The organism is Caballeronia sordidicola (genome assembly GCF_000729995.1).
Classification (GTDB): domain Bacteria; phylum Pseudomonadota; class Gammaproteobacteria; order Burkholderiales; family Burkholderiaceae; genus Caballeronia; species Caballeronia sordidicola_A.
This window is the reverse complement of record NZ_JNFG01000053.1, coordinates 1-23,817: the sequence shown is the minus strand read 5'-3', so window position 1 is coordinate 23,817 and position 23,817 is coordinate 1. Positions and strand designations below refer to the sequence as shown.

20 protein-coding genes are annotated in these 23,817 nt (G+C 60.2%); 6 read left to right on the top strand and 14 right to left on the bottom strand.

Translation table 11 applies throughout. The annotated features are described in order from the left end of the window. The coding region (locus FH08_RS0132215) for an FUSC family protein (protein WP_035567631.1) at positions 1-1,542 on the top strand (1,542 nt) is incomplete at its 5' end. Positions 1,543-1,600: 58 nt separating this feature from the next. Here the strand turns inward: FH08_RS0132215 and FH08_RS0132210 are convergent. The 7 genes from FH08_RS0132210 to FH08_RS0132180 form a co-directional block, all read right to left on the bottom strand. Beyond that, on the bottom strand, positions 1,601-2,728 hold the full coding sequence (locus FH08_RS0132210) for an aminotransferase class V-fold PLP-dependent enzyme (protein WP_031362313.1): 1,128 nt from the start codon (positions 2,726-2,728) through the stop codon (positions 1,601-1,603). A gap of 418 nt (positions 2,729-3,146) precedes the next feature. Then, positions 3,147-3,548 carry a hypothetical protein gene (locus FH08_RS0132205; protein ID WP_031362312.1) on the bottom strand — a complete coding sequence of 134 codons (402 nt, stop codon included), beginning with the start codon at positions 3,546-3,548 and terminating at the stop codon, positions 3,147-3,149. A 16-nt stretch (positions 3,549-3,564) separates the two neighbouring features. Further along, a complete protein-coding gene (locus tag FH08_RS0132200) occupies positions 3,565-4,698 on the bottom strand; it encodes an FAD-dependent monooxygenase (RefSeq protein ID WP_031362311.1) in 1,134 nt (377 codons plus the stop codon). Positions 4,699-4,841: 143 nt separating this feature from the next. Further along, positions 4,842-6,743 carry a putative bifunctional diguanylate cyclase/phosphodiesterase gene (locus FH08_RS0132195; RefSeq protein WP_031362310.1) on the bottom strand — a complete coding sequence of 634 codons (1,902 nt, stop codon included), beginning with the start codon at positions 6,741-6,743 and terminating at the stop codon, positions 4,842-4,844. 549 nt (positions 6,744-7,292) lie between these two features. Then, positions 7,293-8,528, bottom strand: coding sequence for a porin (locus FH08_RS0132190; RefSeq protein ID WP_035567624.1), 1,236 nt, complete (start codon positions 8,526-8,528; stop codon positions 7,293-7,295). A 143-nt stretch (positions 8,529-8,671) separates the two neighbouring features. Further along, a complete protein-coding gene (locus FH08_RS0132185; protein WP_031362308.1) occupies positions 8,672-9,589 on the bottom strand; it encodes an SMP-30/gluconolactonase/LRE family protein in 918 nt (305 codons plus the stop codon). A 161-nt stretch (positions 9,590-9,750) separates the two neighbouring features. Next, on the bottom strand, positions 9,751-11,046 hold the full coding sequence (locus FH08_RS0132180; RefSeq protein ID WP_031362307.1) for an MFS transporter: 1,296 nt from the start codon (positions 11,044-11,046) through the stop codon (positions 9,751-9,753). Positions 11,047-11,716: 670 nt separating this feature from the next. Here FH08_RS0132180 and FH08_RS0132170 point away from each other — a divergent pair. Further along, the gene (locus tag FH08_RS0132170; RefSeq protein ID WP_160172519.1) at positions 11,717-12,751 is read left to right on the top strand and encodes an amidohydrolase family protein; all 1,035 of its coding nucleotides are present in this window, start codon (positions 11,717-11,719) and stop codon (positions 12,749-12,751) included. 59 nt (positions 12,752-12,810) lie between these two features. On the opposite strand, the gene FH08_RS0132165 is transcribed toward FH08_RS0132170, so the two are convergent. From FH08_RS0132165 to FH08_RS0132135, 7 genes are all read right to left on the bottom strand, one after another. Then, complete coding sequence (locus FH08_RS0132165) at positions 12,811-13,602, bottom strand: phytanoyl-CoA dioxygenase family protein (RefSeq protein WP_031362304.1); 792 nt, start codon at positions 13,600-13,602, stop codon at positions 12,811-12,813. Between the two features lie 118 nt (positions 13,603-13,720). After that, entirely contained in the window at positions 13,721-14,548 is an 828-nt protein-coding gene (locus FH08_RS0132160) for an ABC transporter permease (protein ID WP_031362303.1), read from the bottom strand. Positions 14,549-14,561: 13 nt separating this feature from the next. Continuing rightward, positions 14,562-15,824 carry an ABC transporter permease gene (locus tag FH08_RS0132155; RefSeq protein ID WP_035567628.1) on the bottom strand — a complete coding sequence of 421 codons (1,263 nt, stop codon included), beginning with the start codon at positions 15,822-15,824 and terminating at the stop codon, positions 14,562-14,564. Positions 15,825-15,844: 20 nt separating this feature from the next. Further along, positions 15,845-16,909 (bottom strand): ABC transporter substrate-binding protein, encoded by a 1,065-nt coding sequence (locus FH08_RS0132150; protein WP_051888698.1) that lies wholly within the window; start codon positions 16,907-16,909, stop codon positions 15,845-15,847. Position 16,910: 1 nt separating this feature from the next. Continuing rightward, complete coding sequence (locus FH08_RS0132145; RefSeq protein WP_051888697.1) at positions 16,911-18,068, bottom strand: ABC transporter ATP-binding protein; 1,158 nt, start codon at positions 18,066-18,068, stop codon at positions 16,911-16,913. A 78-nt stretch (positions 18,069-18,146) separates the two neighbouring features. Further along, positions 18,147-19,313, bottom strand: a complete 1,167-nt coding sequence (locus FH08_RS0132140) for an SRPBCC family protein (protein ID WP_051888696.1) — start codon at positions 19,311-19,313, stop codon at positions 18,147-18,149. Positions 19,314-19,492: 179 nt separating this feature from the next. After that, entirely contained in the window at positions 19,493-20,416 is a 924-nt protein-coding gene (locus tag FH08_RS0132135; RefSeq protein WP_031362298.1) for a LysR family transcriptional regulator, read from the bottom strand. A 157-nt stretch (positions 20,417-20,573) separates the two neighbouring features. Here FH08_RS0132135 and FH08_RS0132130 point away from each other — a divergent pair, with 157 nt between their 5' ends. From FH08_RS0132130 to FH08_RS0132115, 4 genes are all read left to right on the top strand, one after another. Then, positions 20,574-21,131 carry a flavin reductase family protein gene (locus FH08_RS0132130; RefSeq protein ID WP_081889642.1) on the top strand — a complete coding sequence of 186 codons (558 nt, stop codon included), beginning with the start codon at positions 20,574-20,576 and terminating at the stop codon, positions 21,129-21,131. Between the two features lie 75 nt (positions 21,132-21,206). After that, positions 21,207-22,691, top strand: coding sequence for a 4-hydroxyphenylacetate 3-hydroxylase family protein (locus FH08_RS0132125; RefSeq protein WP_031362296.1), 1,485 nt, complete (start codon positions 21,207-21,209; stop codon positions 22,689-22,691). 7 nt (positions 22,692-22,698) lie between these two features. Next, positions 22,699-23,112, top strand: coding sequence for a RidA family protein (locus FH08_RS0132120; RefSeq protein ID WP_031362295.1), 414 nt, complete (start codon positions 22,699-22,701; stop codon positions 23,110-23,112). 13 nt (positions 23,113-23,125) lie between these two features. Then, positions 23,126-23,797 carry a DUF1028 domain-containing protein gene (locus FH08_RS0132115; protein ID WP_031362294.1) on the top strand — a complete coding sequence of 224 codons (672 nt, stop codon included), beginning with the start codon at positions 23,126-23,128 and terminating at the stop codon, positions 23,795-23,797. The last annotated feature ends 20 nt before the right edge of the window (positions 23,798-23,817 follow it).

Genomic DNA, 23,817 nt, shown 5'->3' with positions numbered 1-23,817 from the left:
ACGGACTCGTGGTTCCGGGACGCCGCTCTCTACGCGAACGAGTCGCTGGCGGGCCGGGTCGCTGGAGCGCTCGTTTCGGGAAGCCGACAGAAGATGGCCTCGAGTGTCCGAGGCTTCGAATTCCTGTTGAGTCAGTTGGCCTACGATCACGTCAGTCCGGTAATTCTCGCTCGCAGCGAGGAACTGCAAGGCCGGATGCAACTGATACTGCCCATCACCGCGGCGCTCGCAGACGTGCTCGCGGCCGCGCAGAAATCGGGCCCCGACATTCCTGCGGGCTTAGGCGAATTGCTGCGCGATATCGGGCGCTGGATGGACGCGCCGCTCAGCGAGGACCCCGAGCGCGAGGCGCCGCTATTCAGAAAGCGTATTGCACAACTGGATCCCGCGCGCAACGAACCGACGACATGGCAGGCGGCATTGTTATCCAGCGCGCTCTGGCGCTTGCGGCAAGTGGTCGATCTGTGGGTCGATTGCCGGACTTTACGCCTTAACATCGTTCACGGAAGAGGGTACTGGCGGCCGCGGTTTCGTCATTGGCGGCTCGGCGCGCAGCACGCTTTTTTCGACCGGGGTCTTGCCTTGTTCTCCGCCAACTCGGCGGCGCTGGTCATCTTCGTTTCGTCGTGCCTGTGGATCGCTTCGGGATGGCAGGAAGGTGCGGCAGCGGTGTCGTTGGGCGCTATCGGCGTCTGCTTTTTCGCCGCGCTGGACGAACCCGTGCCCATGATGATTACTTTCCTGAAGTGCGCAACGATGGGCGTCGTCATTTCGGCGTTCTATCTGTTTGTCGTGTTGCCGAGTGGTCAGGACTTTCCTTTGCTGGTCATTTTCTTCTCGTTCCTGTTTGTTCCGCTTGGACTGTTGATGCCACGTCCGAAATGGGCGTTGATATCGACGCTCGTAGCGTTGACGACCGCGACCTTTCTCGGTATCGACAACGCCTATGACGCCAACATCCTGAACTTCCTGAATGCCAATCTCGCGGGGCTGGCCGGCGTGATTTTCGCTTCGGTGATGACGGGGGTCATCCGCCCGTTCGGAACGGATGCGGCGACGGCACGACTGACCCGGTCCAGCTGGAGGGATGTCGTTTTAAGCGGGACCGCTCTATCGATGGATCAGCAACGCGATCTGAACGCACGCATGCTCGACCGGCTCGTGCAGCTCATTCCGCGCGTGGCGCCGAGCGACGATTACAAGCACCCGTCCACTGAAAGCCTGCGCGACATGCGCATTGCGCTCAATACACTCGACCTGCGCAGACTCTCGGGCAAGTTTTCTGGAGAGTTGCCGGTCGTATTGAATCGTGTGCTCGACGAAGTGCGATCGCACTATGAACGATGCCTCGAATCCGGCGAGCGCCAAAGCGTACCGTCGACTCTTGCGGCCGACGTCGATGCCGCTATAGCGCAGATCATTGCTGACTTTGCGGCCGACCCTGATGCGCCTGGCTACAGGCGGCGCAAAGGTGCGCTGCATGCGCTCATCGGACTCCGGCTGTCGCTGTTCCCAGGCGCGGCGCCTGACGACGCGTCCTGATCGGTGAGCGCTCGCGAGGACGAGCAATCCGCCCATCCTCCGCAAAACAAAAAACGCTCTAAAGAATACGGTCCAGCGCCTTCGCGAGCCTGGCCACTGCACCTTCGACGTCATGCAGTTTGTCCAAGCCGAATAATCCGATGCGGAAGGTCTTGAAATCTGCAGGCTCATCGCATTGAAGGGGAACGCCGGGCGCGATTTGCAAGCCGGCATCAGCGAACTTCTTGCCGGATCGTATTCCGTCATCGTCCGTGTAGCTGACCACAACCCCCGGAGCCTCAAAACCTTCGGCCGCCACACTTTTGAAACCCTTGTCAGCGAGAAGTGAGCGAACGCGCTTGCCGAGTTCGAGCTGCTCCGCTCTCACTTTATCGAAGCCGTATGCCTCGGTCTCTTTCATGACATCACGCAGCGTCGCGAGAGCGTCCGTGGGCATCGTGGCGTGGTACGCGAACCCGCCGTTCTCGTAGGCTTCCATGATTTGCAGCCATTTGCGAAGATCGCAAGCGAAACTGGTGCTGGTTGTTGAGTCGATTCTTTCGCGGGCGAGCGGGCTAAGCATGACCAGCCCGCAGCACGGTGACGCGCTCCATCCCTTTTGCGGTGCGCTGATCAGGACGTCAACGCCGCACTCATTCATGTCGACCCAGACAGTGCCGGAAGCGATGCAATCCAGTACAAACATGCCGCCGACGGCATGCACAGCGTCGGCCACCGCGCGCAAATAAGCGTCCGGCAGCATTATCCCGGATGCAGTTTCGACATGCGGTGCAAAGACCAGATCCGGCTTGTTTTCCCTGATCGCTGTGACCACATCTTCGATCGGCGGCGGTGCATAGGCCGCCTGTCTCCCTTGTTCGACCGGACGCGCCTTCAGCACGATCGATTCAGACGGAATGCCGCCCATGTCGAAAATCTGTGACCAGCGAAAACTGAACCAGCCATTGCGGATGACCAGACACTTCCTGTTCGTCGCGAACTGCCGGGCAACGGCTTCCATGCCGAAAGTCCCGCTGCCCGGGACGACGACGGCCGACTTCGCGTTGTAGACTTTTTTCAGGGAATCGGAAATATCGTGCACGACTCCTTGAAAGAGCTGCGACATATGATTGATTGATCGGTCGGTGTACACGACCGAGTATTCGAGGAGTCCCTCGCTGTCAACATCGGGAAGTAGGCCTGGCACGTTTGTCTCCGGTTACAGACGAATATAAGGGTCGAAAAGAGATTCTAACGAAAGCGACCTGTGGCTGAGGCTAAAAGTATTTTGGCGATGTTGCAGTTGTACCAGATCGCGAATGCCGCTCGATCGGGGCATCGTTTTATTCGTTGGTTTGCGCACGGATGAAGTTGAGAGGCCGCCGACCACAGCGGCGGGGCGGCGGCAAGCGGGTAGTGTTATGACGACACGGCGTTACCCGCTGGTGCGTTTGGCTATCCGCCAACAGACCTTTAAGCCACAGTTGCGGCGGCAGTATCGACCGCGTCGGCTTGAGAGTGCGCATAGCTTGGCGGCGCAACGCGCTCCTGGGTGGCGATGTGCGAATGTCAGGAAGGCTTCCTGAATCCACCGCACGAACGGAGATATCTGAACGTCGGCACCGCTAGGCGTAATTTTCAAAGGCCTTCGCCTGACTCCAATCCGGCCACGTCAATTCCCACACGCGGTGAATCTTCTGATCCAAGTACGTTGCGATCAACACGACTTCGAACTCCACCGCCGGCTCATTGGAGCGCTCGGTTTTTATCCATACCCGAGCGGCAATCCGGTCGACAGTCTCGACCCATGCGTCATCGTCGTACCGGACCTCATAGACGATATCGGTCGCATACACTTTGCGGTGCCCTTCGGCGAACGCTGTGTAATCCTGTTTCTGTCCGTTGGTTTCCAGCAAGAAATCTGGATGATAGTAGTGGGAGATTAGTGAGGCATCCTTTTTGATCACCATCTCACTGAACATCTCTTGCAGAAGTTGTTTAGTGGAAAAGGAAGAGGCTGCAGTCATGTCGGATCCTCGGCGGCTACACCAACTCGCTCAGCAAATCCCGAAGGTCGATACCGTTCTTCGCCTCGGTCATCGCATCATCCGGCATGGGGCCCTCGCGGGTAAGGTCAACAAGTGCCTGATTCAGATCCACATACGGCTGCATGCGATGTTCGTATGCGGCAAAGGCTTGCGCCGGATGATCCCAGTGCCGAACCAGCTCGCGAACCAGCACAAAAGCGCCGACGAGTGCGAGGCTCGTGCCCTGACCCGAGAATGGAGACGCACAGTGCGCCGCGTCACCGGCAAGCACGACGCGGCCTTTAGACCACGATGGCATGCGGATCTGTGCGAGCTCGTTGTAGTAAAACTGATCGGTGACTTTCATTGCGTCGATAAAGCGGGGGAAATCGCCTTTCAAATGAGCGCACTGGCTAGCCACCAGTCGCATTTGCGCTTCCGTATCGCTTCGGGCCACCGCGGGCGCGGGTATCGCGAAACCAACACCAATCCGGAGTTCGCGCTTGTCGTGGCTTGGATAGATGACGTAGCCGACGCCGCCCTCGCGATGCCCGAGTTGCCAATCGATCAGATCAATCAAATTGGGCGTCGAAAAAAGAGCGAGCACCACCCCCAACGGAGCGACAACCGTGGATTCATCGTCGAAACATTGCTTGCGGACGTTGGAGTAGATTCCGTCGGCGCCAATCAGCAGATCGAATTGCCTGTCCAGGCCGCTGGCGAATGTCACCGCCACGCCGTCACCCTGATCATCGATCGAGCGAATGCTGTCATCGTAGATGAATTCGACACGGTCGCTCATTGCGCCCATCAGAAGCTCGCAAAGATCATCGCGGAAGATTTCAATGTCCTCGCTGTCGAGCCGGCCGGCACTGAAGGTGCGTTCTTCGGTACGTTGCGTCTCGTTGCCGTCGGCATCGAGCATCGACATGCCCTTGAGCTGCGTCCGCAATGCGCGCGCGTCGTCAAGCAATTTCATTGCGTTGACCACATCAAGCGCGACACCACGGATATCGACAGCTTGCCCGCCTCGGCGAAATTCCGGGGAGCGCTCAACCAGCGTTGTAGTACATCCCGCGCGATCGAGCCAGTAAGCCAGTGCCAGGCCGGCGACGCCGGCACCAGAGATCAATACCTTTCCGTTCATCATTAACCTCGTCATCGTTCTGGATGCAGGGGCAATATGAGCTGCGCGCAGGTTTCAAGACTCGCGCTCCGACTTGCCAGCGTCGGCGATAAAGTATATGAAAAACCAGGCGGGATCGCGGGAATTTCCGGCAGGCCGCCGACCACTCAGATTTGCGAAATGCTATCCGCGCGTTCCGAGCGGCCGAGGAAAAAGCCCTGCGCGCTGGTACATCCCGAGGCCCGGACAAAGCTCAGCTGCTCCTGCGTTTCGATGCCTTCTGCGGTAGTGGGAATGCCCAGCTCATGGGCCAGCGCCACGATGCCGCGAATCACTGCCGCCGACTCCCGCCGATGAATGGATTCGCGCACAAACGAGCTGTCGATCTTCAGCGTGTCGAACGAAAAGCGGCATAGATTAGACAGCGTGGAAAAGCCCGTTCCGAAATCGTCGAGCGCGAGTCCGATACCCATCGCGCGAAGTTTTTCAACGTTGCGCCGGGTCGGGACATCGTCGCTCATGAGCACGGTTTCCGTGACCTCGATGTTCAACCGCGAAGGCGGCAACCCCGACTCCTGCATGACCGCTGCAACCAGGTCCGCGAACGAATCTTCCCGCAATTGCACGGGCGACACGTTCACCGCCACGACCACCGGCTCGCGCCAGCGGGCCGCTTCCGCGCAGGAGCGCCGGAGCACCCATTCGCCCAGTGGCAGGATCAGGCCCGTCCGCTCTGCAATGGGAACGAAGGTCGTGGGCGGCAACTCGCCTCTCGTGGGATGCGTCCAGCGGACCAGTGCTTCCCGCCCGGTGACGAGCCCGCTGGCCAGATTGACGATCGGTTGATATTCCATTCGCAAGCCGCTGCCGAATGATTGAAGCGCGCCTTCCAGGTCGCTTCGCAGCAGGCTCAAGCTGTCGTCGGAGGCGTGCGCCTTGGCATCGAATACGGCAAACGCGCTCTTGCCGCTGCGCTTGACCGCGTACAACGCGCGGTCGGCGCATATCAGGAGTTGTGGCCCCGTTTCCCCATGTTCGGGATACTGCGAGATTCCGACGCTTGCGCCAATCCGCACCAGCGCCTCGTTAAGCACGAATGGACGCGCCAGGGTTTTCACGATCTGATCCGCAAGCAGCCGGACCTCTTCGCTGATGGCTGCGTCGCTGGAAATGGCGACGAATTCATCGCCCGCCAGACGGCCGACAACGTCCCCTTGGCGCAACACCGCTCGCAAGCGCTTGGCGGATTCCTGCAGCACCAGGTCGCCGGCGGCGTGCCCGAGGCTGTCGTTGATTGCCTTGAAACCATCGAGATCGATGAGGAGCACCGCGAAGGATCCGGGCCTGACCGCGGGCTCGGTATCCGTACGGTTCAGCAGGAGTTCGCTGATGCGGGCGCGATTCGGCAGGCCCGTGAGGCTGTCGTGACGGGCGAGGCGGTTGCTGGTTTCCTGCGCAAGCAGCAGCGCGACGGTGTCCTTGTTGCTGCGGATAGCGACCGTGAAAAAGCCGGCAGCGCAAAACGGTGCCTGGAACAGCAAGACGATTTTTCCAGAAGACGGGGACAGCGCGGCGCCAATTGCAAGCAGCGTAAAGATGATTGAGATCTGGATCAGGACCAGCCGGGGCACGCCTGCGTTGCGGCCGGCCAATCCGCCCACCACGCCAACGGCGCAAACGTTGCCGAGCAGGAAAAGCGTCTGGTCTCCGCTGATATTGCACAACAGGGCGCCGAGTCCGAGAAGCGCGCTCCACAGGATGCTGGCGAGCAGGAACAGCGATGTCGGCGTGGGCTCGTTGCGAGCGCTGCGCTTGCAACAGATGGCGATCAGAGACAACCGCACGATCAGGAGTGCGATCACGGCGAGCGTCCATAACGCGTAGCCCACGTTTGGATAAAGATAATAGGCGGTGGCGCAAACGCTGATCTCGCACACTGACGCCATCGCGATGGATGCCGTCCTGGTGAACAGGTTTGACAACAATATCTGTCGATTATCTGCGCTCAGGTCTTGAGCGGATCCCACTAGCCATTTGAAAAACGGCAACCTCGGTTCACTAAACGCCATGGCATGCGCAATATAGGTAGGTACTTGGTTATCGGCGCGACTGGCTTTTTTCTGATCCGTAATTATCCCGGTAAATGTGTCCGTTGCTCGAATAATCTGATGTTACGCCCGAGTGACTTGGGCGGGTAGCGGGAGAAACAGAGGGCGTACTTGTGACGGACGCTCCAGCCAAGCCAAGACTGGTAGCGGGTTAGGCGGAAAACATCTGGGAGATGGACGAGGCGGCAAGGGTAACCTTGCGTACGGAAAATAATACGCATTGACATCTTTCTTGCGCCGCAGCATGACGATCCGGGACGCATGATTGCGAGCTGCCAGTGTTGATCTGCGGAGATCGCCTTATACCGCAGGCAAAGTACAAGGAATCGAAAATGACTAAGCTGCGCGGCAAGTGGCGTTAGCCTGTCGTCAGGCCTATGGTGGCTGAGTTGGCGTTGGACTCTTTGGACTCGGCACTTGCCGAAGCACGCCCGACGAGTACTTGTCGGAGTCGTGTCTCACTTTGACGCGGCGCACTGCCTGAGCAGTGCACCGCGTTACCGCGTCAAATCAGAACCGATGGATGATGCCTACGCCCGCAGCAAACTGGCTGGGAGATGAGGACGGCGCGGATTGGTAGCCGTCGCCAACCGACGCGGTCGCGTTGATGATGCTGCTCGCGCCAGCCGTTCCGAGTGTCTTTCCGTTCGCGCGCTGATAGGCCTGCAGTGCATAGAGGCCGGTGCGTTTGGAGAGCGAATAGTATTCGGACAGGTTGAACTGCTGGTACTGCGCGGAGCTGGTAATGCCGTTGGCTTTCGTCGCACGTGTATAGCTGTAGCCGGTAGCCAGGTCGAGCAGTGGCAATGCCTTCCAGTGCAGCACCGCGCCGCCCGTATTGAAGATCGCCGTGGTCTTGAAGCTCGAGTTGATACCGGGGATGTACTGCACGTTCGAGTACGACAAGGAGATATCCAGCGTCTGCGTGAACGTATAACCGCTGGTCACGGCAATTCGCTGCTGCGCCTGAGCGGTCTGATAACCGTTCGTGATCGCCGATACCCCTGACTGGCCCGCGGAATTGGTGGTGGAGTCCGCGCCAAACGCACCGCCGCCCGGGGTCGAGTTGTTGATTCGCGTGATACCCGCGGCAATTCCGAACGGGCCGTTGAGGTACTGGAGCGCACCGCTCCATGTCGAGCCCTGGTTCACGCTGCCCGGAACGCCGGCAAACGAATACGAACCGCTGGCAGTAAATCCGAACAGTTTGGGCGACGTGTACACGAGCGAATTATTGGCGCGATAGATCGTGTCCATTTCGTCGAGGTCGCCCGGATGCGCACCGAAGGCGCCGGTAAGCCAGTTCGTCGGGCTATAGGGCGAAAGCAGCGTGTAGTAGGACGTGTATTGACGGCCGGCGGTGAACGTACCGTAGACCGGATTCGTCAAGCCGACCCATGCCTGCCGGCCGAACATGGCGTTCGTGTATTGCTGGGCGCCCGACGCCGCGTTAAAACCCGACTCCAGCTGGAAGATGGTCTTGGTGCCGCCGCCCAGGTCTTCCGAGCCCTTGAGGCCGAAGCGGCTGCCTGCCCAGATACCCGAAGCCATTTTTATGTTGGAACGTCCGCCCTTGTTTGAACCCAGCGTCGTCTGGCTGCTCTGGTAGGACATGGAGTCATCGACAATACCGTACAGCGTCACGCTGTTTTGGGCGAAGACCGGCGAGGCGAGGGTAGCGAGGCTTATTAATACAGCTTTGTTGACCGCTTTGTTGACGGCTTTTTTGGAGTGGCGTGACTGCATGTTTTATTTCCTCTTGTTGTATCAATGATTGCGACGTAGCCAGCAACGTCGCGGGCTTTTCCTGCTTGCATAACGAAATTGCTCAACAGCAAAATACTTTCAGGCGATGTCTCCCGAATCGCCTGAAAATTCATCGGTAATCCTTATAGAATTCCTCCGTAACCGGATTCCGGAGCACCACGTACACCTGGACGCACCGCAAGCAGATGACCGTCGTGTTCGTTTGCGTTGCTTGCCGGACGAATCGATGTAACAAAGAGCGTGTCGAGTTCGCGGCCGCCGAACGTGCACATCGAGGGTTTCGTGACCGGCAGCGCAATGCTTCGGTCCAGGCGGCCGTCAGGCGTGAAACGCAGCAACAGACCCGCATCGTTTGCGCAGGTCCAGTAGCAGCCGTCGGTGTCGACAGCCGCGCCGTCCGGGCGGCCTGCAAACTGATTCAGGTCGGCAAAGACGCGACGGTTACGTGGTTCGCCGGTATCGACGTCGTAGTCGAACGCCCAGACGAGCCTGCGCGCCGGATGCGAATCGGAGAGATACATCGTCGTGCCTTGCGGCGACCAGGCGAGACCGTTCTGCACGATCAGCCCGTCGACAATGGACGAGGACAGAACGCCGTTGGCGTCGTATCGGTACAGCGAGCCGGCCGGGTTGGCGGCAGCCATTTCCTGCACCATCGTGCCGGCCCAGAAGCGGCCTTGACGATCGCAGCGACCGTCGTTGAAGCGCATGCCCGGCAGTGGAAAAACCGGTGCCGCGAGCTTGTGTACGCTCGCTTCATGCGCAGCCGACAGCGTAACCGCGAAGAGTCCCGTCTCGCATCCGGCGAGCACGGTGCCGTGACGGTCGAAGGTGATGCAGGCCACTTTTTCGGGCAAGCGCCACTCGGTGCGCTTGACCTCGCCCACGACCAATCGAGCGATCGTGCGCGCGGGGATATCGACCCAATACAACGCTTGTTCCTGTTCCCGCCAGACTGGGCTTTCGCCCACTTCGCAAGGTGCCTGATCCGGGGCTTCGAGGCGTTCGACCGCCAGTGTTTCGGGTTGAATGTTGTTCATGACGAGGGTCTCACCGGCCAGTGCAGCCGGCTCATTGCTGCGGGTAGTTGCGCGCAGATGTGGCTAAGCGCGGCGTTCAAGACGGACGTCGCGCGGGAGTGGAGGGCGGCCGTTGTCATGCGCGCTTCGCTTTGCGCATGACAACGCACCGTGACCATGCGCTAGGCACCGGCCGGACTCGGAAGGGTGGCGTCGGCAAGTCGATTGACCAGCGCAGGCCGCACCAGCGTCCAGAGCAAGACCACGCCGATCAGGTCACCGAAGCCGAGCGCGACGAAGAACGGTGCATAGCCGATGGTCGCGACCAGCCCGCCGATCACGAGCGTGAAGATCAGGTTGCCGAGCCCCGCTGACAGTCCCGCGAAGCCCGTGACTGTTGCTACTTCACGACGCGGGAACAAGTCGGCGGACATCGAAATGACGGCGACGGATAGCGTCTGGTGCGCGAAGCCGCCGAGGCACAGCAGGAAGATTGCCGTGCCCGGGTCCTTCACATAGCCCACGCCTGCCATGGAAATCATGATCAACGCGCCGATCGTGAAGACGATGCGCTTGCCGTTGATCACTGCAATGTTGAAGCGCTTGTTGAGGTACAGCGAAATCGATCCGCCCATCAGGCAGCCCACGTCCGCTGCCACGAACGGCAGCCATGCTGTCATGGCAATCGCCTTGAGGTCGAAGCCGCGTGCCTGATGCAAGTAGAGGGGCATCCAGAACACGAGCGTGGTCCACACCGGATCGGCGAAAAAGCGCGGCAGCGCGATGCCCCAGAAGTTGCGTTGCTTGAAGATCGCGCGCAGGTTGGGTTTGGCGCCGTTGTCGGAGAGTTCGGCGTGCTCACCTTCGACGATATAAGCCGCTTCCGTTGCAGTGAGCGCCTTGTGCTCGCTCGGGTGCCGGTAGAACACGATCCACAGCACCGCCCATACGAGGCCGAGGCAGCCTGCGATGACGAACGCCATCTCCCAGTTGTACTTGAGGATCGACCAGGCGATCAGCGGCGGTGCGGCGATGGCGCCAATCGATGTGCCGATGTTGAAGATGCCTGCCGCCAACCCGCGTTCACGCGCCGGGAACCAGAACGCTGCCATGCGCATGCCGGCTGGAATGAACGATGCCTCGGCCAGCCCGAGCAGACCACGCAGCACGAACAGGCCGACCCAGCCGCTTGCAAAGCCGTGGGCGATACAGACCAACGACCACGCGACGCCGCAGATCAGGAAGCCGAAGCGCAGGCCGATACGGTCCATCAGGTAGCCCGTCACCGGGCCGCCAAGCGGGTACATCACGAAGAACGCGCCGGTAATCCAGCCGTACTGGGCGGTGCTGATGTGCAGGTCCTGCATGACCGTGGGAGCGGCGACGCTCAGCGAGCTGCGCGCCAGGTAGTTCATGACCGTGCCGAGGGTCAGCAGGCCGATCATCCACCAGCGCAGCCCTCTTAGTTTGATTGCCATGTCGGTTGTCTCTGTTTGTTGTTTTGTCAGCCGCTCGGACGGCTGCGGTCGCTGCGTGCACGTTCGGCATTCTTCATTCGGCCCATTCGGGTCGCGATGACAAGGCTCAACATTCGCTGTCGAAAGCTATGTTAGTAATGTGAGCGCATCGTATGTCAGATGACTTATCTCGCGCAATACGCGAGGCATCAACGTTTACACCAGTAATATTGTCTTCAATTTTTTAATTTTTCCAATTATTGAGCTTTTATGCGCGCAGGGGCCGCTGCTGTGGTGGGTGTGGCATGGCTTGGCGTCGATTTGATGTCAAAGGACGTCAGACAACAAAGGGCTTATGCTAAGGCTTTCAAAATGGGAAAAGCGGCCCTCGAATTCTGCGTCAAGCACCCACGCCACACAGACGTCGTGCCAGACAAAGCGCACGTACGCGCTATTCCCATGCCTGAATTCAGCAGGTGAATCCCACCCCAAAGACAGGACGTCAACGGATTTCCCGAAAAGTTGAAGGCGCAATCTACGTAGCGTATGCGTCATGTCAACTCGCCCTGCCATCGTCCGGTTAGCTTTGACGTATTCCGGGACCAAAGCCGTCTTCTTTCAAGGACTGGCTGCCCATCCTTGATTAAACGAACAATGGCAACCAGCAAAGGCGGATTCAATGGATAACGCAATGAAATACCCCGCAATCGTCGATACCCACCGGCACCCGATGGGACCCAGGATGCAAGCCAAGATGGCGGAGCGAGGCCTGTACGATCCGAAGCAAGGATTCCCGCAGACAAACGCTCAGGACTTGATTTGCTATCGCGAGTGTTTCGATCTGGACTACGCCATGCCCAAGCAGCGTGAGGGCGGCGTCACCCTCAGCCTCATCACCAATGGCGGCGAGGTGGACTGGATTGCGCGGGATCTGCTTCAAGTCAGTACGGGCGAGGCTCTCAAATTCTTGAACGACGAATACCGGGAGATCAGCGATCGCTATCCCGGCGAGTTCGCACTGACGGCCAACGCACACGCGCTTGAAGAGGGCTGCCGGCCGATCGTCGAGGAGATGATCAGCCAGGGCGGCGCCAAGGCGATTGCGGTGGCGTCCAGCTACGGAGACGGTGCGGATCGCGCCTTCCTCGACAGCCCCAAGGCGGAATGGCTGTGGGAGTTTGCGGCAGCGAATGACATCGTGGTCCACATTCATCCGCCGATGCTGTCGCTCGGGCACGAGGCGCTCATGCAATACCGCCTCAACGAGGCGGTTGGCCGACCCTTCGACTCGACCGTGAACGGCGCCCGGATGATCGCCTCCGGCGTGTTCGATCGCCACCCGAAATTGCAAGTGCTGATCGTCCACATGGGCGGCGAACTCGCGTCGATCCTTGGACGCCTCGAATTCAATTGGCACCTCAACTACAACGGGATTTCCAACCCGCCGGCCGGCAGGCCTTACACGAACAAGCGGCCGCCATCCGACTACTTCAAGACGAACATCCTGGTTGACTGCATGGGGTTCAGCCCCATCGGACTGCGAGCCGCGGTTGAGATGTGCGGGGTGGACCGAGTGGTATTCGGCTCCGACTTCGGTCCAGTGCCTTACGGGATCAAAGAGCATGTGCAGATCGTCGAAGACGTGCTTCCGAGCCCGACCGAGCGTCAACTGGTGTTCTGGAAGACCAGCAACAGAGTATTCCGACTGGGCCTATCGCACGAGTGATGACACACACCGCGCAGCGGATGCAATCGGCATCCGCTGCCGCGTAATGTCAACACGCCTTAGACGATAAAAGGAAACTCCACCTCCGGCAGCGGGTCACCGGAAGCAAGCCGCCCAACCAGTTCAGGATAGGGCGGAGAAGTCTCGCCGCCCCGATCCACGTAGTGCGCGCCATCGCCGAGCCATCGGAACGACACGACTCGCCGCGATTGCTGACCCCCTACGTTACCGGGCGCTCCATGCACCGTATGAAAATTAAACGCTATGGCATCGCCCGGCTCCAGATCCCAGCCGAGGATCCGATACGCATCCCGGTTCGCATCGATGTCCGGCAACTCTTCAAGCCGATCCGATTTATGGTCATACGCCACGCCGCTGAACTTGCGCGGACGGAACAGCTTTCCCCACTTGTGCGACCCGGCCACGAATTCAACGCATGTCTCACGCGGCACCGGATCGAGTGGAATCCATAGACTGACCGCTTGCTCGGCGCTCACGCAGTAGTAGGGCTCATCGTGATGCCATGGCGTGAGTTTCGCCGCGCCGGCTTCCTTCACCAGCACATGTTCGTGAAAGATGCGTGCACGCTGCGAGCCCATCAAAGCCTGAGCCACCGAAGCAGCCGGACTATGCTCGACGAAATCCTTGAACGGTTCAATGCGCTGCCAGTTGCAGTAGTCGCCGAAGAAGCGCCCGGTTGTTTTCTCGGGCGTGTAGTTCCTGAACGAAGGTCCCGGATGAGTGGCGTTATATTCCACACCTTCACGCAGAGGCTCGACCCAATCCTTGAACACTCCGCGCAAGACGGCGGCGCCGTCCAGCTCAAACGCTTCCCGTTCTGTTGCCAGCATGCTGCTCTCCTCTAATGTTTAATCAAGCGGCGCCATGCGTCGGGTCTCCCGCCAACGCGATCGCCACTCGCGATGAAAGCGAGCCGATAAAAGACAAACGCCGGCTCCCTTAAAGCCTTCAGCTTCCCGGCAACGCCGCTGCGGCGCTGCGTCCGCGAAGCCAGTTGATGCTGGTGAACAGCGCCACCGCGAACAGGATCAACATGGTGGCGACTGCGAGTATGGATGGATCGATCGAATCGCGAATGCCGCTCCACATCTGGCGCGGAACGGTCCGCTGATCCGGCCCGCCGATAAAAAGAATCACGATGACTTCATCGAACGAGGTGGCAAACGCAAAGACGCTGCCCGTTGCCACGGCCGGCGCGATCAAAGGCAACGTGACACGACGAAACGCGATCCATGGCGTCGCCCCGAGTCCCGACGCCGCGCGAATGAGGCTCTGGTCAAACGAGAGCAGGGAAGCCGTCACGGTGATCACCACGAACGGCGTGCCGAGCGCCGCATGCGCAAGCACTACGCCAACGTAGGAGTTGACGAGACCGAGCGGCGCGAAGACCAGGTAGAACCCGGCGGCGACGACCACAATGGGGATGATCATCGGCGAGATGAGCAGCGGCATGATGACTGCGCGAAACGGAAAGTTCGCGCGGCTCAGGCCCAGCGCTGCGAGCGTGCCGAGGCAGGTGGCCAGCACCGTGGACGCGGCGCCAATGCCGATGCTGTTGAAGAACGCACGTTGCCAGTCGCTGCTGCCGAGCGCTTTCGCGTACCAATGCAGCGAGAAGCCTTGCATCGGATAAGAGAAGTACGAACCGGTGTTGAACGACAGCGGCACGATGGCCAAAATGGGCGCGATCAGGAAGAACAGGATGAGCGCTGAATGCACGCGCAACCACTTCGACGCTATGCGTTCGGAGAGCACGAGATGGCGCTGGTTTTGCATGAGTCCCTCTCCTTTAGCCGAAGCGCAGCCGGTCGATACCGACAAGCCGGTTGAACACAAAATAGAACACGGCCGTGAAGATCACCAGATACGCCGACAACGCGCCGGCAAGCCCCCAGTTGAGCTGTTCGTTGGTCTGCGTCGCGATCAGCTGGCTGATCATTTCGTCGCCCGCGCCGCCGAGCAATGCAGGCGTGATGTAGTAACCGAGCGCAAGCACGAACACGAGGAAACAGCCGGCTCCTACACCCGGCAAAGTCTGCGGCACATAGATGCGGATGAACGCCGTGACAGGATGCGCGCCGAGCGATTGCGCTGCGCGCATATAGACCGGAGACACGCTCTTCATGACCGAATAGATCGCAAGGATCATGTAGGGCAGGAGGATATGCGTCATGCCGATCAGCACGCCGGTTCGATTGAACAAGAGCGGCAGGGGATGGCTCACGAGACCCAGCCCCACGAGCATGCTGTTGATGACGCCGCTCGGTTGCAAGAGGACGTACCACGCGGTCGTGCGCACGAGCAGCGAGGTCCAGAACGGCACGATCACCAGCAGCATCAGGCGATTGCTTTTGGCCGCCGGCAAGGTGGCGAGCAAATACGCAACCGGATAACCCATCACGAGGCACAACAGCGTGACTGACGCACTGATCCATACGGTGCGCGCAAACGCGCTGACAAACACTGAGCTGTCGGCGGGCAGCGAGGCGATCGACCCTTCAGGGGTGACGGTGGCATCCACGGCGCCTAACAGATAGTCGGGCGTAGGCGACACAGCGGAGCGCTTCAGGATGCGCCAGATGTCATGCGTACCCCAGCGCGGATCGAGTTCGATCAGCGCCGGTTTCCAGGCGGGTGGCGCGGTCTCGGGCAACTGGCGCGCGGTCCGCATCAGCAAGCTGCGAAACTCCGGCAGGTAGAAATTCAGCCGCCGAGCGACGGTTCCCAATTGTCCTTCCGCGGACGCACGGCGCATATCCGCCGCCAGGATGGCAAAGGTATGCTCGTCGGGCACACCTTCGCCGTTCCATGCCTTGAGCGCCTGTGACAGTGCCGGCAGATTCACCGGTACCTCCCGATTCTCGACACTGCGAGAAAGCAGGATCGCGATCGGCGCAATGAAGGTGGCGAGCAGGAACAACAGCAGCGGCAGCGCAAGCAGGAGCGCCTGGGCCGACGCCCGGCGACGCGTTCTGGCGTACGCCGCGCGGCCGTCGGCCCCGAAGCCCGTGGCGGGTTCGCGTTCAGCCGGTTCCTGCAGATTGCTGGTCACTGTCACGGTCACGGGTCGCCTTACTGTGTCAGCCAGACCTGGAAGCGCTTGTTGATCTGGTCGGCGTTGTCCGCCCAGAAACTCGCGTTGATCTGCAGTGCATGCTTGAAGTTCGCAGGAGCCGTCGGCAGGTCGTTCAGGCGATCCTTGGCAATCAACGGAATCGCATCCTTGCGCGGCGGCGCGTAAGCAATGTACTTCGTCAGGTCTGCGTAGCTTTGTGCGGTCGAGGCGGAAGCGATGAACTTGGCTGCGGCGTCGCCGTTCTTCGCGCCCATCGGAATGCCCCACCATTCGAAGTCGTAAACCTGGCCATCCCACACTGATACGAATGGCTTGTGGTCCTTGTGCACTGCGTCGTCAATGCGCCCGTTATAGACCTGTGTCATGACCACCGCTCCGTCGGAGAGCAATTGCGGCGGCTGCGCGCCGGCTTCCCACCAGACGATGCTCGGCTTGATCGTGTCGAGTTTCTTGAACGCGCGGTCGACGCCGGCAGGCGTGCCGAGCACCTTGTACACATCCGCGGTTTTCACGCCGTCAGCGAGCAACGCCCATTCGAGCGTCACCTTCGGCGACTTGCGCAAGCCGCGTTTGCCAGGGTATTTCGTCAGGTCGAAGAAGTCGTTGATGGTGGTCGGCGGGGTCTTGAGCTTGGTCGTGTCGTAGGCGTACACCGTCGACCAGACCATGGCGGCTACCGCGCAATCCATGATCGAACCGGGGATGAAGGCGCTGGTGTTGCCGAGCGACTTGCGATCGATCTTGCGCAACAGGCCTTCGTCACAACCGGTGATGGCGTCATTGGATTCAAGGTCGATCAAGTCCCATGTCGGGTTCTTGGCCTGTTCCATGGCCGACAGCTTGGCGAGGCCGCCATCGTACGATTCAGTCGAGAAGCCGATGCCGGTCGCTGCCGTGAACGGTTCGAAGAACGCTTTCTTCGCCGCGGCCTCGTAAGCGCCGCCGAAGGTCACGACCGAGATGGTATCGGCTGCCTGTGCGGTCGCGCAAAACAAGCTGGCTGCTGCAAGGGTGAGTCCGGCGATGCCCGTCAGACCGGTTCGAACGAGTGTTGCTTTCATGTTAGTGGACTCCTGCGGTGAGGGACGAAGCTGAGCCGCGAGTAACAGTAGCGGCCGTTGCGAGGATTTTGCAATCATCGTGGCGCCATGCCACGGCGGTTGCACTGCCGAGTGACGGAAGATCGTGGTGCTGCGTATTCGGGACTTTGACAATGAGGTTGTCGCCATGACCAAGCTCCCCGAGTTTCAAGTGAACGCGGTGATGATCGCCGCAATACACGAGTTCTTCCACCCGCGCGCTCACCACATTGGTGTCCGCGGCGTTCTGCCCGGCGTCAGCGGACGCTATGTGCGCGCGCTCGGGGCGCAACGCCAGCATCGCTTCCTCGCCGTTGCGCAGACCCCGTCCGCAGCGGCCGCGAATGACCGCGCCGCCCGGCAGTTCCAGCGTCGCCCAGCTTGTGTCCTGTTCGAGTACCCGACCCGTCAGGCCGTTGTTCTCGCCGACAAAATTCGCCACGAACGCGTTGTGCGCGTTTTCGTAAAGCTCGGTAGGAGTCGCCGCCTGCTGAATGCGTCCATCGGAGAACACGGCGACCCGGTCCGACATGGTCAGCGCTTCCGCCTGGTCATGCGTCACATACACCACCGTCAATCCCAGTTCGCGATGCAGCCGCATGATTTCGTATTGCATGGTTTCGCGCAGCCGCTTGTCCAGTGCGCCCAGCGGTTCGTCCATCAGCACCACGCTTGGCTCGAACACCAGCGCTCGGGCGAGGGCGACACGCTGCTGCTGTCCGCCGGACAACTGCGACGGCCGGCGGGAAGCCAGTTGCGGCAACTCGACCATCTCCAGCGCCCGCTTCACGCGCGCCTTTTGTTCTGCTTTGCCAATGCCTCTTACCGACAATGGAAACGCGATGTTCTGTTCTATCGTCAGGTGCGGGAAGAGCGCGTAGTTCTGGAACACCATGCCGATGTCGCGCTGATGCGGCGGTTTATCGTCAAGGCGTTTCCCGTTCAGGCGGATCTCTCCCTGCGTCGCGGATTCGAACCCGGCAAGCATCATCAGCGTGGTTGTCTTGCCTGAACCGGACGGCCCGAGCAGCGAGACGAACTCGCCTTTCGCGACGTCGAGGTCGAGCCCTTCCACCACGTAGTGAACGCCGTCATACGTCTTGCTCACGCCCGCGAAGGAGATGAAGGAGTGGGTTGACATCGTGTCGTGGGCTCCGGGTTTCAGATCGGTGTTGCGTTGCGTGTGTTGCGGCGTGCGGCGTGCATGGTGCGTTGTAGCTCAGGCAAGCTGCTTCGCGAGATACCGCGCGAAGTCGTAGTTCGGCCGTTCGAGGTGACTGAGATGACCGGGTTTTGCAAGCGGCGCCTGCACGCCGCGGAACACGGCCTGTACGCCACGCCGGTCTTCCTCATTGACTGCGTCCAGCAACTCTTTCAGCGACGCCATGTATTGCGCCGCCCTCGGGTCCGCGATGAACTCAGGCGCCAGCCCGCCGCCGAAGCGGATATGGACGCGGCTCGTGCCAAGCGGCTGCAGCACGAGGTACCAGAAATAACCCGGCGTCAGCGTGACAAGATGGGTCGGGTAGATCGCGAGCAGCGCGGTCGTCTTGCGCCAGTGCCCTTGTAGACGCTGGTTATCCGGATGCGCCTGACCGATAGGCAGGGACGCTTCCTTGGTGATCCAGTGATAATTGAACGCGTCGTGGCCGGCTGGGCATTCCATTTCGTCCAGGCGCGAATGCGGCCCAACGGTTGCCCGATGCAGCATGGGCAGGTGGTAACTCTCCATGAAGTTTTCGGCGAGGATTTTCCAGTTCGTATCCCAGACGTGTTCTTCGTAGAATGTTTCCCTGTAATCGGTCATGCCGTAGTCGGCAATCAGGTCCGTGAGGCCGGCAAGCTGCTCCGACACCGGCGGCGCGTTCGCGTCGAGCGTGACGTAGATCCAGCCTTGCCAGGCTTCGCATCGCACCGTGGGTAATCGGTAGTTTTCCTTACAAAATCCGCTTTGACGCTCCATCATGGGGGCGCCGTGGAGCTTGCCATCGAGCGTGTAGTTCCATGCGTGATAGGGACACACGATGCGCCTGGTGTTGCCGCGCCCTTCGAGCAACACCGACATCCTATGCAGGCACACATTGGAAAATGCCTTCAGCTCCAGGTGCTCGTCGCGCAGGACGACGATCGGCTGACCGTCGATATCCGCCGTGAGATAGTCGCCCGCTCCGCCAAGCGCACTCGCACGGCCAACGCACAGCCATTCGCGACGAAAAATACGTTCTTGTTCCAGCGCCAGGAAATCAGGCGAGGTGTAGACGGTGGGTGGCATCGAGCGTGCATCGCTGAACGGGCGTTCGCAGTTGGCCTGCAACTGGCGCACGATGTCCAGTCCAGCGCCGGATGCTGTCGACGTTACCGCCGAGGATGCCGTTGAAGAACCCATCGCGCCTCCCTGTCCCATTCAGTGACTGTCGCAACCCGCTGAATCCCGGCGACTGGTTGTTCGCTGCATGGACATCAATCTATCAAGTCAAATTACCAGCCAAAATATTGTTTTTGCATGTAGAACCAAGCTTTTTCCTATCTAGCGGGGGTGTCTCTGACGTACACGTTCCCGTGCCTTCAACCGCTGTGCTGGCGCCTGATTTCCGCTTCGCAGAACGCGGCGAAACGCTGGACGACTTGCCGGGGTTTCATGCTTCTGGACTGAGCAATGCCTAGCGTGGTCGCGTTCACCTCGTCCTTGAACTGCTTGATGACAAAGTCTTCGCCGTCAACGGTGCGGCTTGATTTGAGCGGGAAGTTGAGAATGCTGTAGCCCAGGCCGTTCGCCACCATGCCGCGGACAACTTCAGGCTGGGACGACTTGAACGCGGCAATCGGCCGGCCGCCGACCGCGTCGAAGAGTCCGGCGAAATATTCGCGGCTGTGCGGCAGATCGAGCATAACGTAGGGCTCGTCGCGCAGGTCGGCCAGTGCGACGCTGCGCGCGCGTGCGAGCCGGTGCGTCCTGGGCAGGATTACATACGGTGGCAGCGAGAGCAGCGGCGTGAAGGCGATGTCGTCGGTCAGGTCGAGGTTGTAAGTAAGCGCTATATCCAGCGAACCGTCGTGCAGGCCCCGCAGCAAATCCTCCTGATGCGCCTCGAGCGTGCGGAACGCAATGCCGGCATGATCGGCCAGGAAGCGGCTCATCATTGCGGGCATGAGCGGCGGCGCGAGCGAGACAAGGCAGCCGAGCGTGATGGCGCCGGACATGCCGCCGTCCATTTCCTTGGCGGCTGTCTGCAGGTCCTCCGCGTTCTTGAGCAGGTCGCGCGCACGCCCGAGCATGTCCCGGCCCGCCTGCGTCAGGGATAACCCGCTCGCGTGATGGCGGATGAATAGCTGGACACCGAACGACACCTCCAGATCCGCCAGCGCCGTGGAGATGGACGGCTGCGAGATATGCAGCAGCTTGGCCGCGGCGGTGAACGACAAGACTTCCGCCGTGACGACGAAGTACCTTAACTGACGCAGCGAATAGCGTAATTGCGCAGGTTCCATGATCGGCCCCGTGGTCTTTTCTAGTACTTATTGTGCGTGGACATAAATAAGCTTGCATAGGCAAAAGCGATGATTTGCATTTTTGAAATATGTTTTTCGGATGCGTCACCCGAGCGTAGATTTTGCGAAAGGCTAGTGCAAACGCGAGGGGGACGACATGCAACGAGACAGCGGTTCAATGGAATGCGTAGCGGAAGGTGAACATGGTGCAGCCAGAGAAGGAGACGCCTTGCGCGCTGCGTTTCTGGATTCCATGGCGTCGAACTCCACCTCGGTTCACGTGGTGACGACCGGCGCCGGCGACCAGCGTTTCGGCGTGACGGTCAGCGCGTGCAGTTCAGTGTGTGCGGACCCGCCCACGTTGCTGGTCTGCATCAACACGCGAAGCCCGGCGAATGCGGCGGTCGCAGAAAACGGTGTGTTCGCGGTGAACCTGCTGAACGTGGCGCAGCGCGGCATAGCCGATACGTTCGCCGGCCGGTCGGCCACGGCCAAGCCCTTCGACTTTTCCTGCTGCACGCATACGGCCGGCACGCTGGGCGTACCGCTCATCGACGGCGCGGTGGCTGCGCTTGAATGCCGTGTAGTGGCCCAGCAGGTTATTGGAACGCACACGGTGTTTTTCGGCGAAGTGGTGGCCGTTACTCGCGCGCCGGTGACGCACATGCCCTTGCTTTACTGCAAGCGCGACTATGGCCAGTTCCTGGCTTTTTAGACGCTCAGGACAGGGAGGCGCCCTTGGCTTGACCCCTTTCCCGCACGACATTCCCAACGGACCGAGGCACAGTAAATGATCAGAACCGGCGAGCAGTATCGCGATTCCATTCGTGACGGACGGCAAGTATGGATCAACGGCGAACGCGTGAACGACGTGACCACGCATCCCATGTTCAAGCCTATCGTCGACATCCGTGCGCGCATTTACGACATGGCGCACGAGAAGGCGACGCAGGGCGTGATGAGCTACGTTGAAGCAATCACGGGCGAGCGCAACGCCATCGGCCTGAAACTGCCGTACACGCAGCAGGACTGGCACGACAAGCGGCTGGCGGTGGATACCGTGCTGGACGATGTTGGCGGAATCGCTACGCGGGTGGGTGATGAAACCATCGGCGAGATGTGGTCGCTGTATGACGGCAAGGATGTGCTCAACGAAGTGGACCCGCGTTTTGCGGAGAACATCGAGCGCCACATTCATCGTACGCTGCATGAAGACCCGTTCCATGTGTCCGCGAACACGGATCCGAAGGGCGATCGTTCGAAGCCGCCTCAGGAGCAGGACCCGGACATGCTGCTGCATGTGGTGAAGGAAACCGATGCCGGCATTGTGGTGCGCGGCGCCAAGTATGAGACGGCAGCCGCGTATGCGAACCAGGCGTTCGTCAAGCCGACTATCGCCAACTGGGGTGACGCGAAACTCTCCGACTATGCAGTGGGGTTCATCGTCAACATGTCCGCGCCGGGGCTCAAGTTTATCTGCCGTACGGGCTTCGCGGGCCGGGCGAATCCGGACGACTATCCGCTCTCCAACCGCTGCGATGAAATCGACACGCTGCTGATCTTCGACAACGTCCTGATCCCTTGGGAAGACGTATTGTTCTATCAGCACACGAAGGCCGCTACGTTTATTCGCGCCACGCTGCATCGCTATAGCGCGTTCGCATTCGTTCAGCGCAACCTGCGTCTGGCCGACCTGATGATTGGCGCCGCGTTGTTCAATGCGCGTCAGACGGGGCTCGAAAAGCAGCAGGCCGTGCAGGAGAAGTTGTCCACTCTCGCGGTGTACCGAGAGACTATCAACGCGCATTTGACTGCGTCTATTGCATGCGGTGAGCGTAGTCCTGCTGGGCTGATGATGCCCAACCAGTCGCTGCTTTATACCGGCCGCGTGCAAGCCTGTTCGCGGCTTCACGAGATGATGCATCTTGCCCGCGAGTTGTGCGGCGGCCAGATTTGCGTGACGCCGGATGCGGCCTCATTCGCGAATCCCGAGATCAGCGACTGGCTCGACAAGTACTACACCGTCAATGAGAACTGGGTCTCCGATGACCGCCGTAAGCTGCTTGCGTTCGCCCGTGACTTGCTGAATTCCGACTACGCCGGACATCGGCTGACGTTCCAGTTGTTTGCCCAGTCGCCACCGTTTGCGCATCTTGGCGCCGTGTACCGCAACTTTGATTTCGACAGTACGCTTGGGTTTGTGAAGAAGGCCGCGAACCTGTCGGACCGTGTTGTTCAATCCAGCGCAGAGCCGCGGCTCAAGCGCGTAGTGTGAGGTGTCCATGAGTCATACCCGCATCCGCAAATTCAATACTCGCGAAACCTATCCCGAGCAGAAACTGAACAATGACTTGTGCCAGGCGGTGGTCGCGAACGGCACGGTGTACTTGCGCGGCCAGATAGGCCAGGATCTGGATACGCGCGAATCCGTGGGTGTAGGCGACGTCGCCGCCCAGACCGAAAAAGCCATGGCGAATATCGCGATGCTGCTGGACGAAGCCGGCAGCAAGCTTGAGGATATCTGCAAGATCACGGTCTATCTCGTCGATGTCCGATATCGCGAGGCAGTCTATACGGTGATGGGCAAGTGGTTGAAGGGCGTGTATCCGGCTTCCACCGGGGTCGTGATTTCAGCGCTCGCGCGGCCCGAGTGGCTGGTCGAGATCGACGTGATCGCCGTCATTCCAAACAGTTGAGCGGAGTCTTCCCATGACCTTTTCACTGGCTGGCCGATGTGAGCGTACGGGTATGGTCGGCGGTATCGTGTGCAGTTCGAGCATTGCGGTGCCTAGCCGTTGCTTGTGGGTCAGCCCGCACGGCGTGGTGCTGAGCCAGAACGTGACCGATCCGCGCCTTGGCGTGCTTGGGCTGCAATTGCTGGCGCAGGGGTTCGGTGCGCAGAGTACCTTGCGGCAGTTGCAGGACGCACGGCCCTACGCCGAGTGGCGACAGCTTGCGGTGTTGGACGCCGACGGTTCGCGAGACGCGGTGACCGGGGCCAAAGGGCTTGGCACTATCGCGACGAAGGCGGGGCGTGATTGCATCGCAGCGGGGAATTTGCTTGCGCATGATGGCATTCCGGCGGCCATGGCCGAAGCCTTCGACGCGTCTAATGCGAGTTCGCTGGCCGAGCGCTTGATTCTGGCGCTGGAAGCCGGTGCGGCTGCGGGCGGTGAGGCGGGACCCGTGCATTCAGCGGGTTTTTGCGTATACGGGCGGGACGTCTGGCCGCTTGCGGAACTCAGGGTGGACTGGTCCGATGAACCCATCGCTGATTTGCGTGCGCTCTGGCAGCGCTACGAGCCGCAGATGAACGACTATGCGACGCGTGCAAAACGCCCCGAGCAGGCACCGTCGTATGGGGTGCCTGGAGATCAGTAGGGTTCGTTCGCACTTGGGGG

Excerpts from the sequence above, each read along its gene's own strand:
- FH08_RS0132180 (WP_031362307.1), bottom strand. The coding sequence starts at position 11,046 with ATGGCAATCAAACTAAGAGGGCTGCGCTGGTGGATGATCGGCCTGCTG.
- FH08_RS0132170 (WP_160172519.1), top strand. The coding sequence starts at position 11,717 with ATGAAATACCCCGCAATCGTCGATACCCACCGGCACCCGATGGGACCC.
- FH08_RS0132165 (WP_031362304.1), bottom strand. The coding sequence starts at position 13,602 with ATGCTGGCAACAGAACGGGAAGCGTTTGAGCTGGACGGCGCCGCCGTC.
- FH08_RS0132120 (WP_031362295.1), top strand. The coding sequence starts at position 22,699 with ATGAGTCATACCCGCATCCGCAAATTCAATACTCGCGAAACCTATCCC.
- FH08_RS0132195 (WP_031362310.1), bottom strand. The coding sequence starts at position 6,743 with ATGGCGTTTAGTGAACCGAGGTTGCCGTTTTTCAAATGGCTAGTGGGA.
- FH08_RS0132145 (WP_051888697.1), bottom strand. The coding sequence starts at position 18,068 with ATGTCAACCCACTCCTTCATCTCCTTCGCGGGCGTGAGCAAGACGTAT.
- FH08_RS0132130 (WP_081889642.1), top strand. The coding sequence starts at position 20,574 with ATGCAACGAGACAGCGGTTCAATGGAATGCGTAGCGGAAGGTGAACAT.
- FH08_RS0132200 (WP_031362311.1), bottom strand. The coding sequence starts at position 4,698 with ATGATGAACGGAAAGGTATTGATCTCTGGTGCCGGCGTCGCCGGCCTG.
- FH08_RS0132190 (WP_035567624.1), bottom strand. The coding sequence starts at position 8,528 with ATGCAGTCACGCCACTCCAAAAAAGCCGTCAACAAAGCGGTCAACAAA.
- FH08_RS0132160 (WP_031362303.1), bottom strand. The coding sequence starts at position 14,548 with ATGCAAAACCAGCGCCATCTCGTGCTCTCCGAACGCATAGCGTCGAAG.
- FH08_RS0132140 (WP_051888696.1), bottom strand. The coding sequence starts at position 19,313 with ATGGGTTCTTCAACGGCATCCTCGGCGGTAACGTCGACAGCATCCGGC.
- FH08_RS0132125 (WP_031362296.1), top strand. The coding sequence starts at position 21,207 with ATGATCAGAACCGGCGAGCAGTATCGCGATTCCATTCGTGACGGACGG.
- FH08_RS0132150 (WP_051888698.1), bottom strand. The coding sequence starts at position 16,909 with ATGAAAGCAACACTCGTTCGAACCGGTCTGACGGGCATCGCCGGACTC.
- FH08_RS0132185 (WP_031362308.1), bottom strand. The coding sequence starts at position 9,589 with ATGAACAACATTCAACCCGAAACACTGGCGGTCGAACGCCTCGAAGCC.
- FH08_RS0132205 (WP_031362312.1), bottom strand. The coding sequence starts at position 3,548 with ATGACTGCAGCCTCTTCCTTTTCCACTAAACAACTTCTGCAAGAGATG.
- FH08_RS0132135 (WP_031362298.1), bottom strand. The coding sequence starts at position 20,416 with ATGGAACCTGCGCAATTACGCTATTCGCTGCGTCAGTTAAGGTACTTC.
- FH08_RS0132115 (WP_031362294.1), top strand. The coding sequence starts at position 23,126 with ATGACCTTTTCACTGGCTGGCCGATGTGAGCGTACGGGTATGGTCGGC.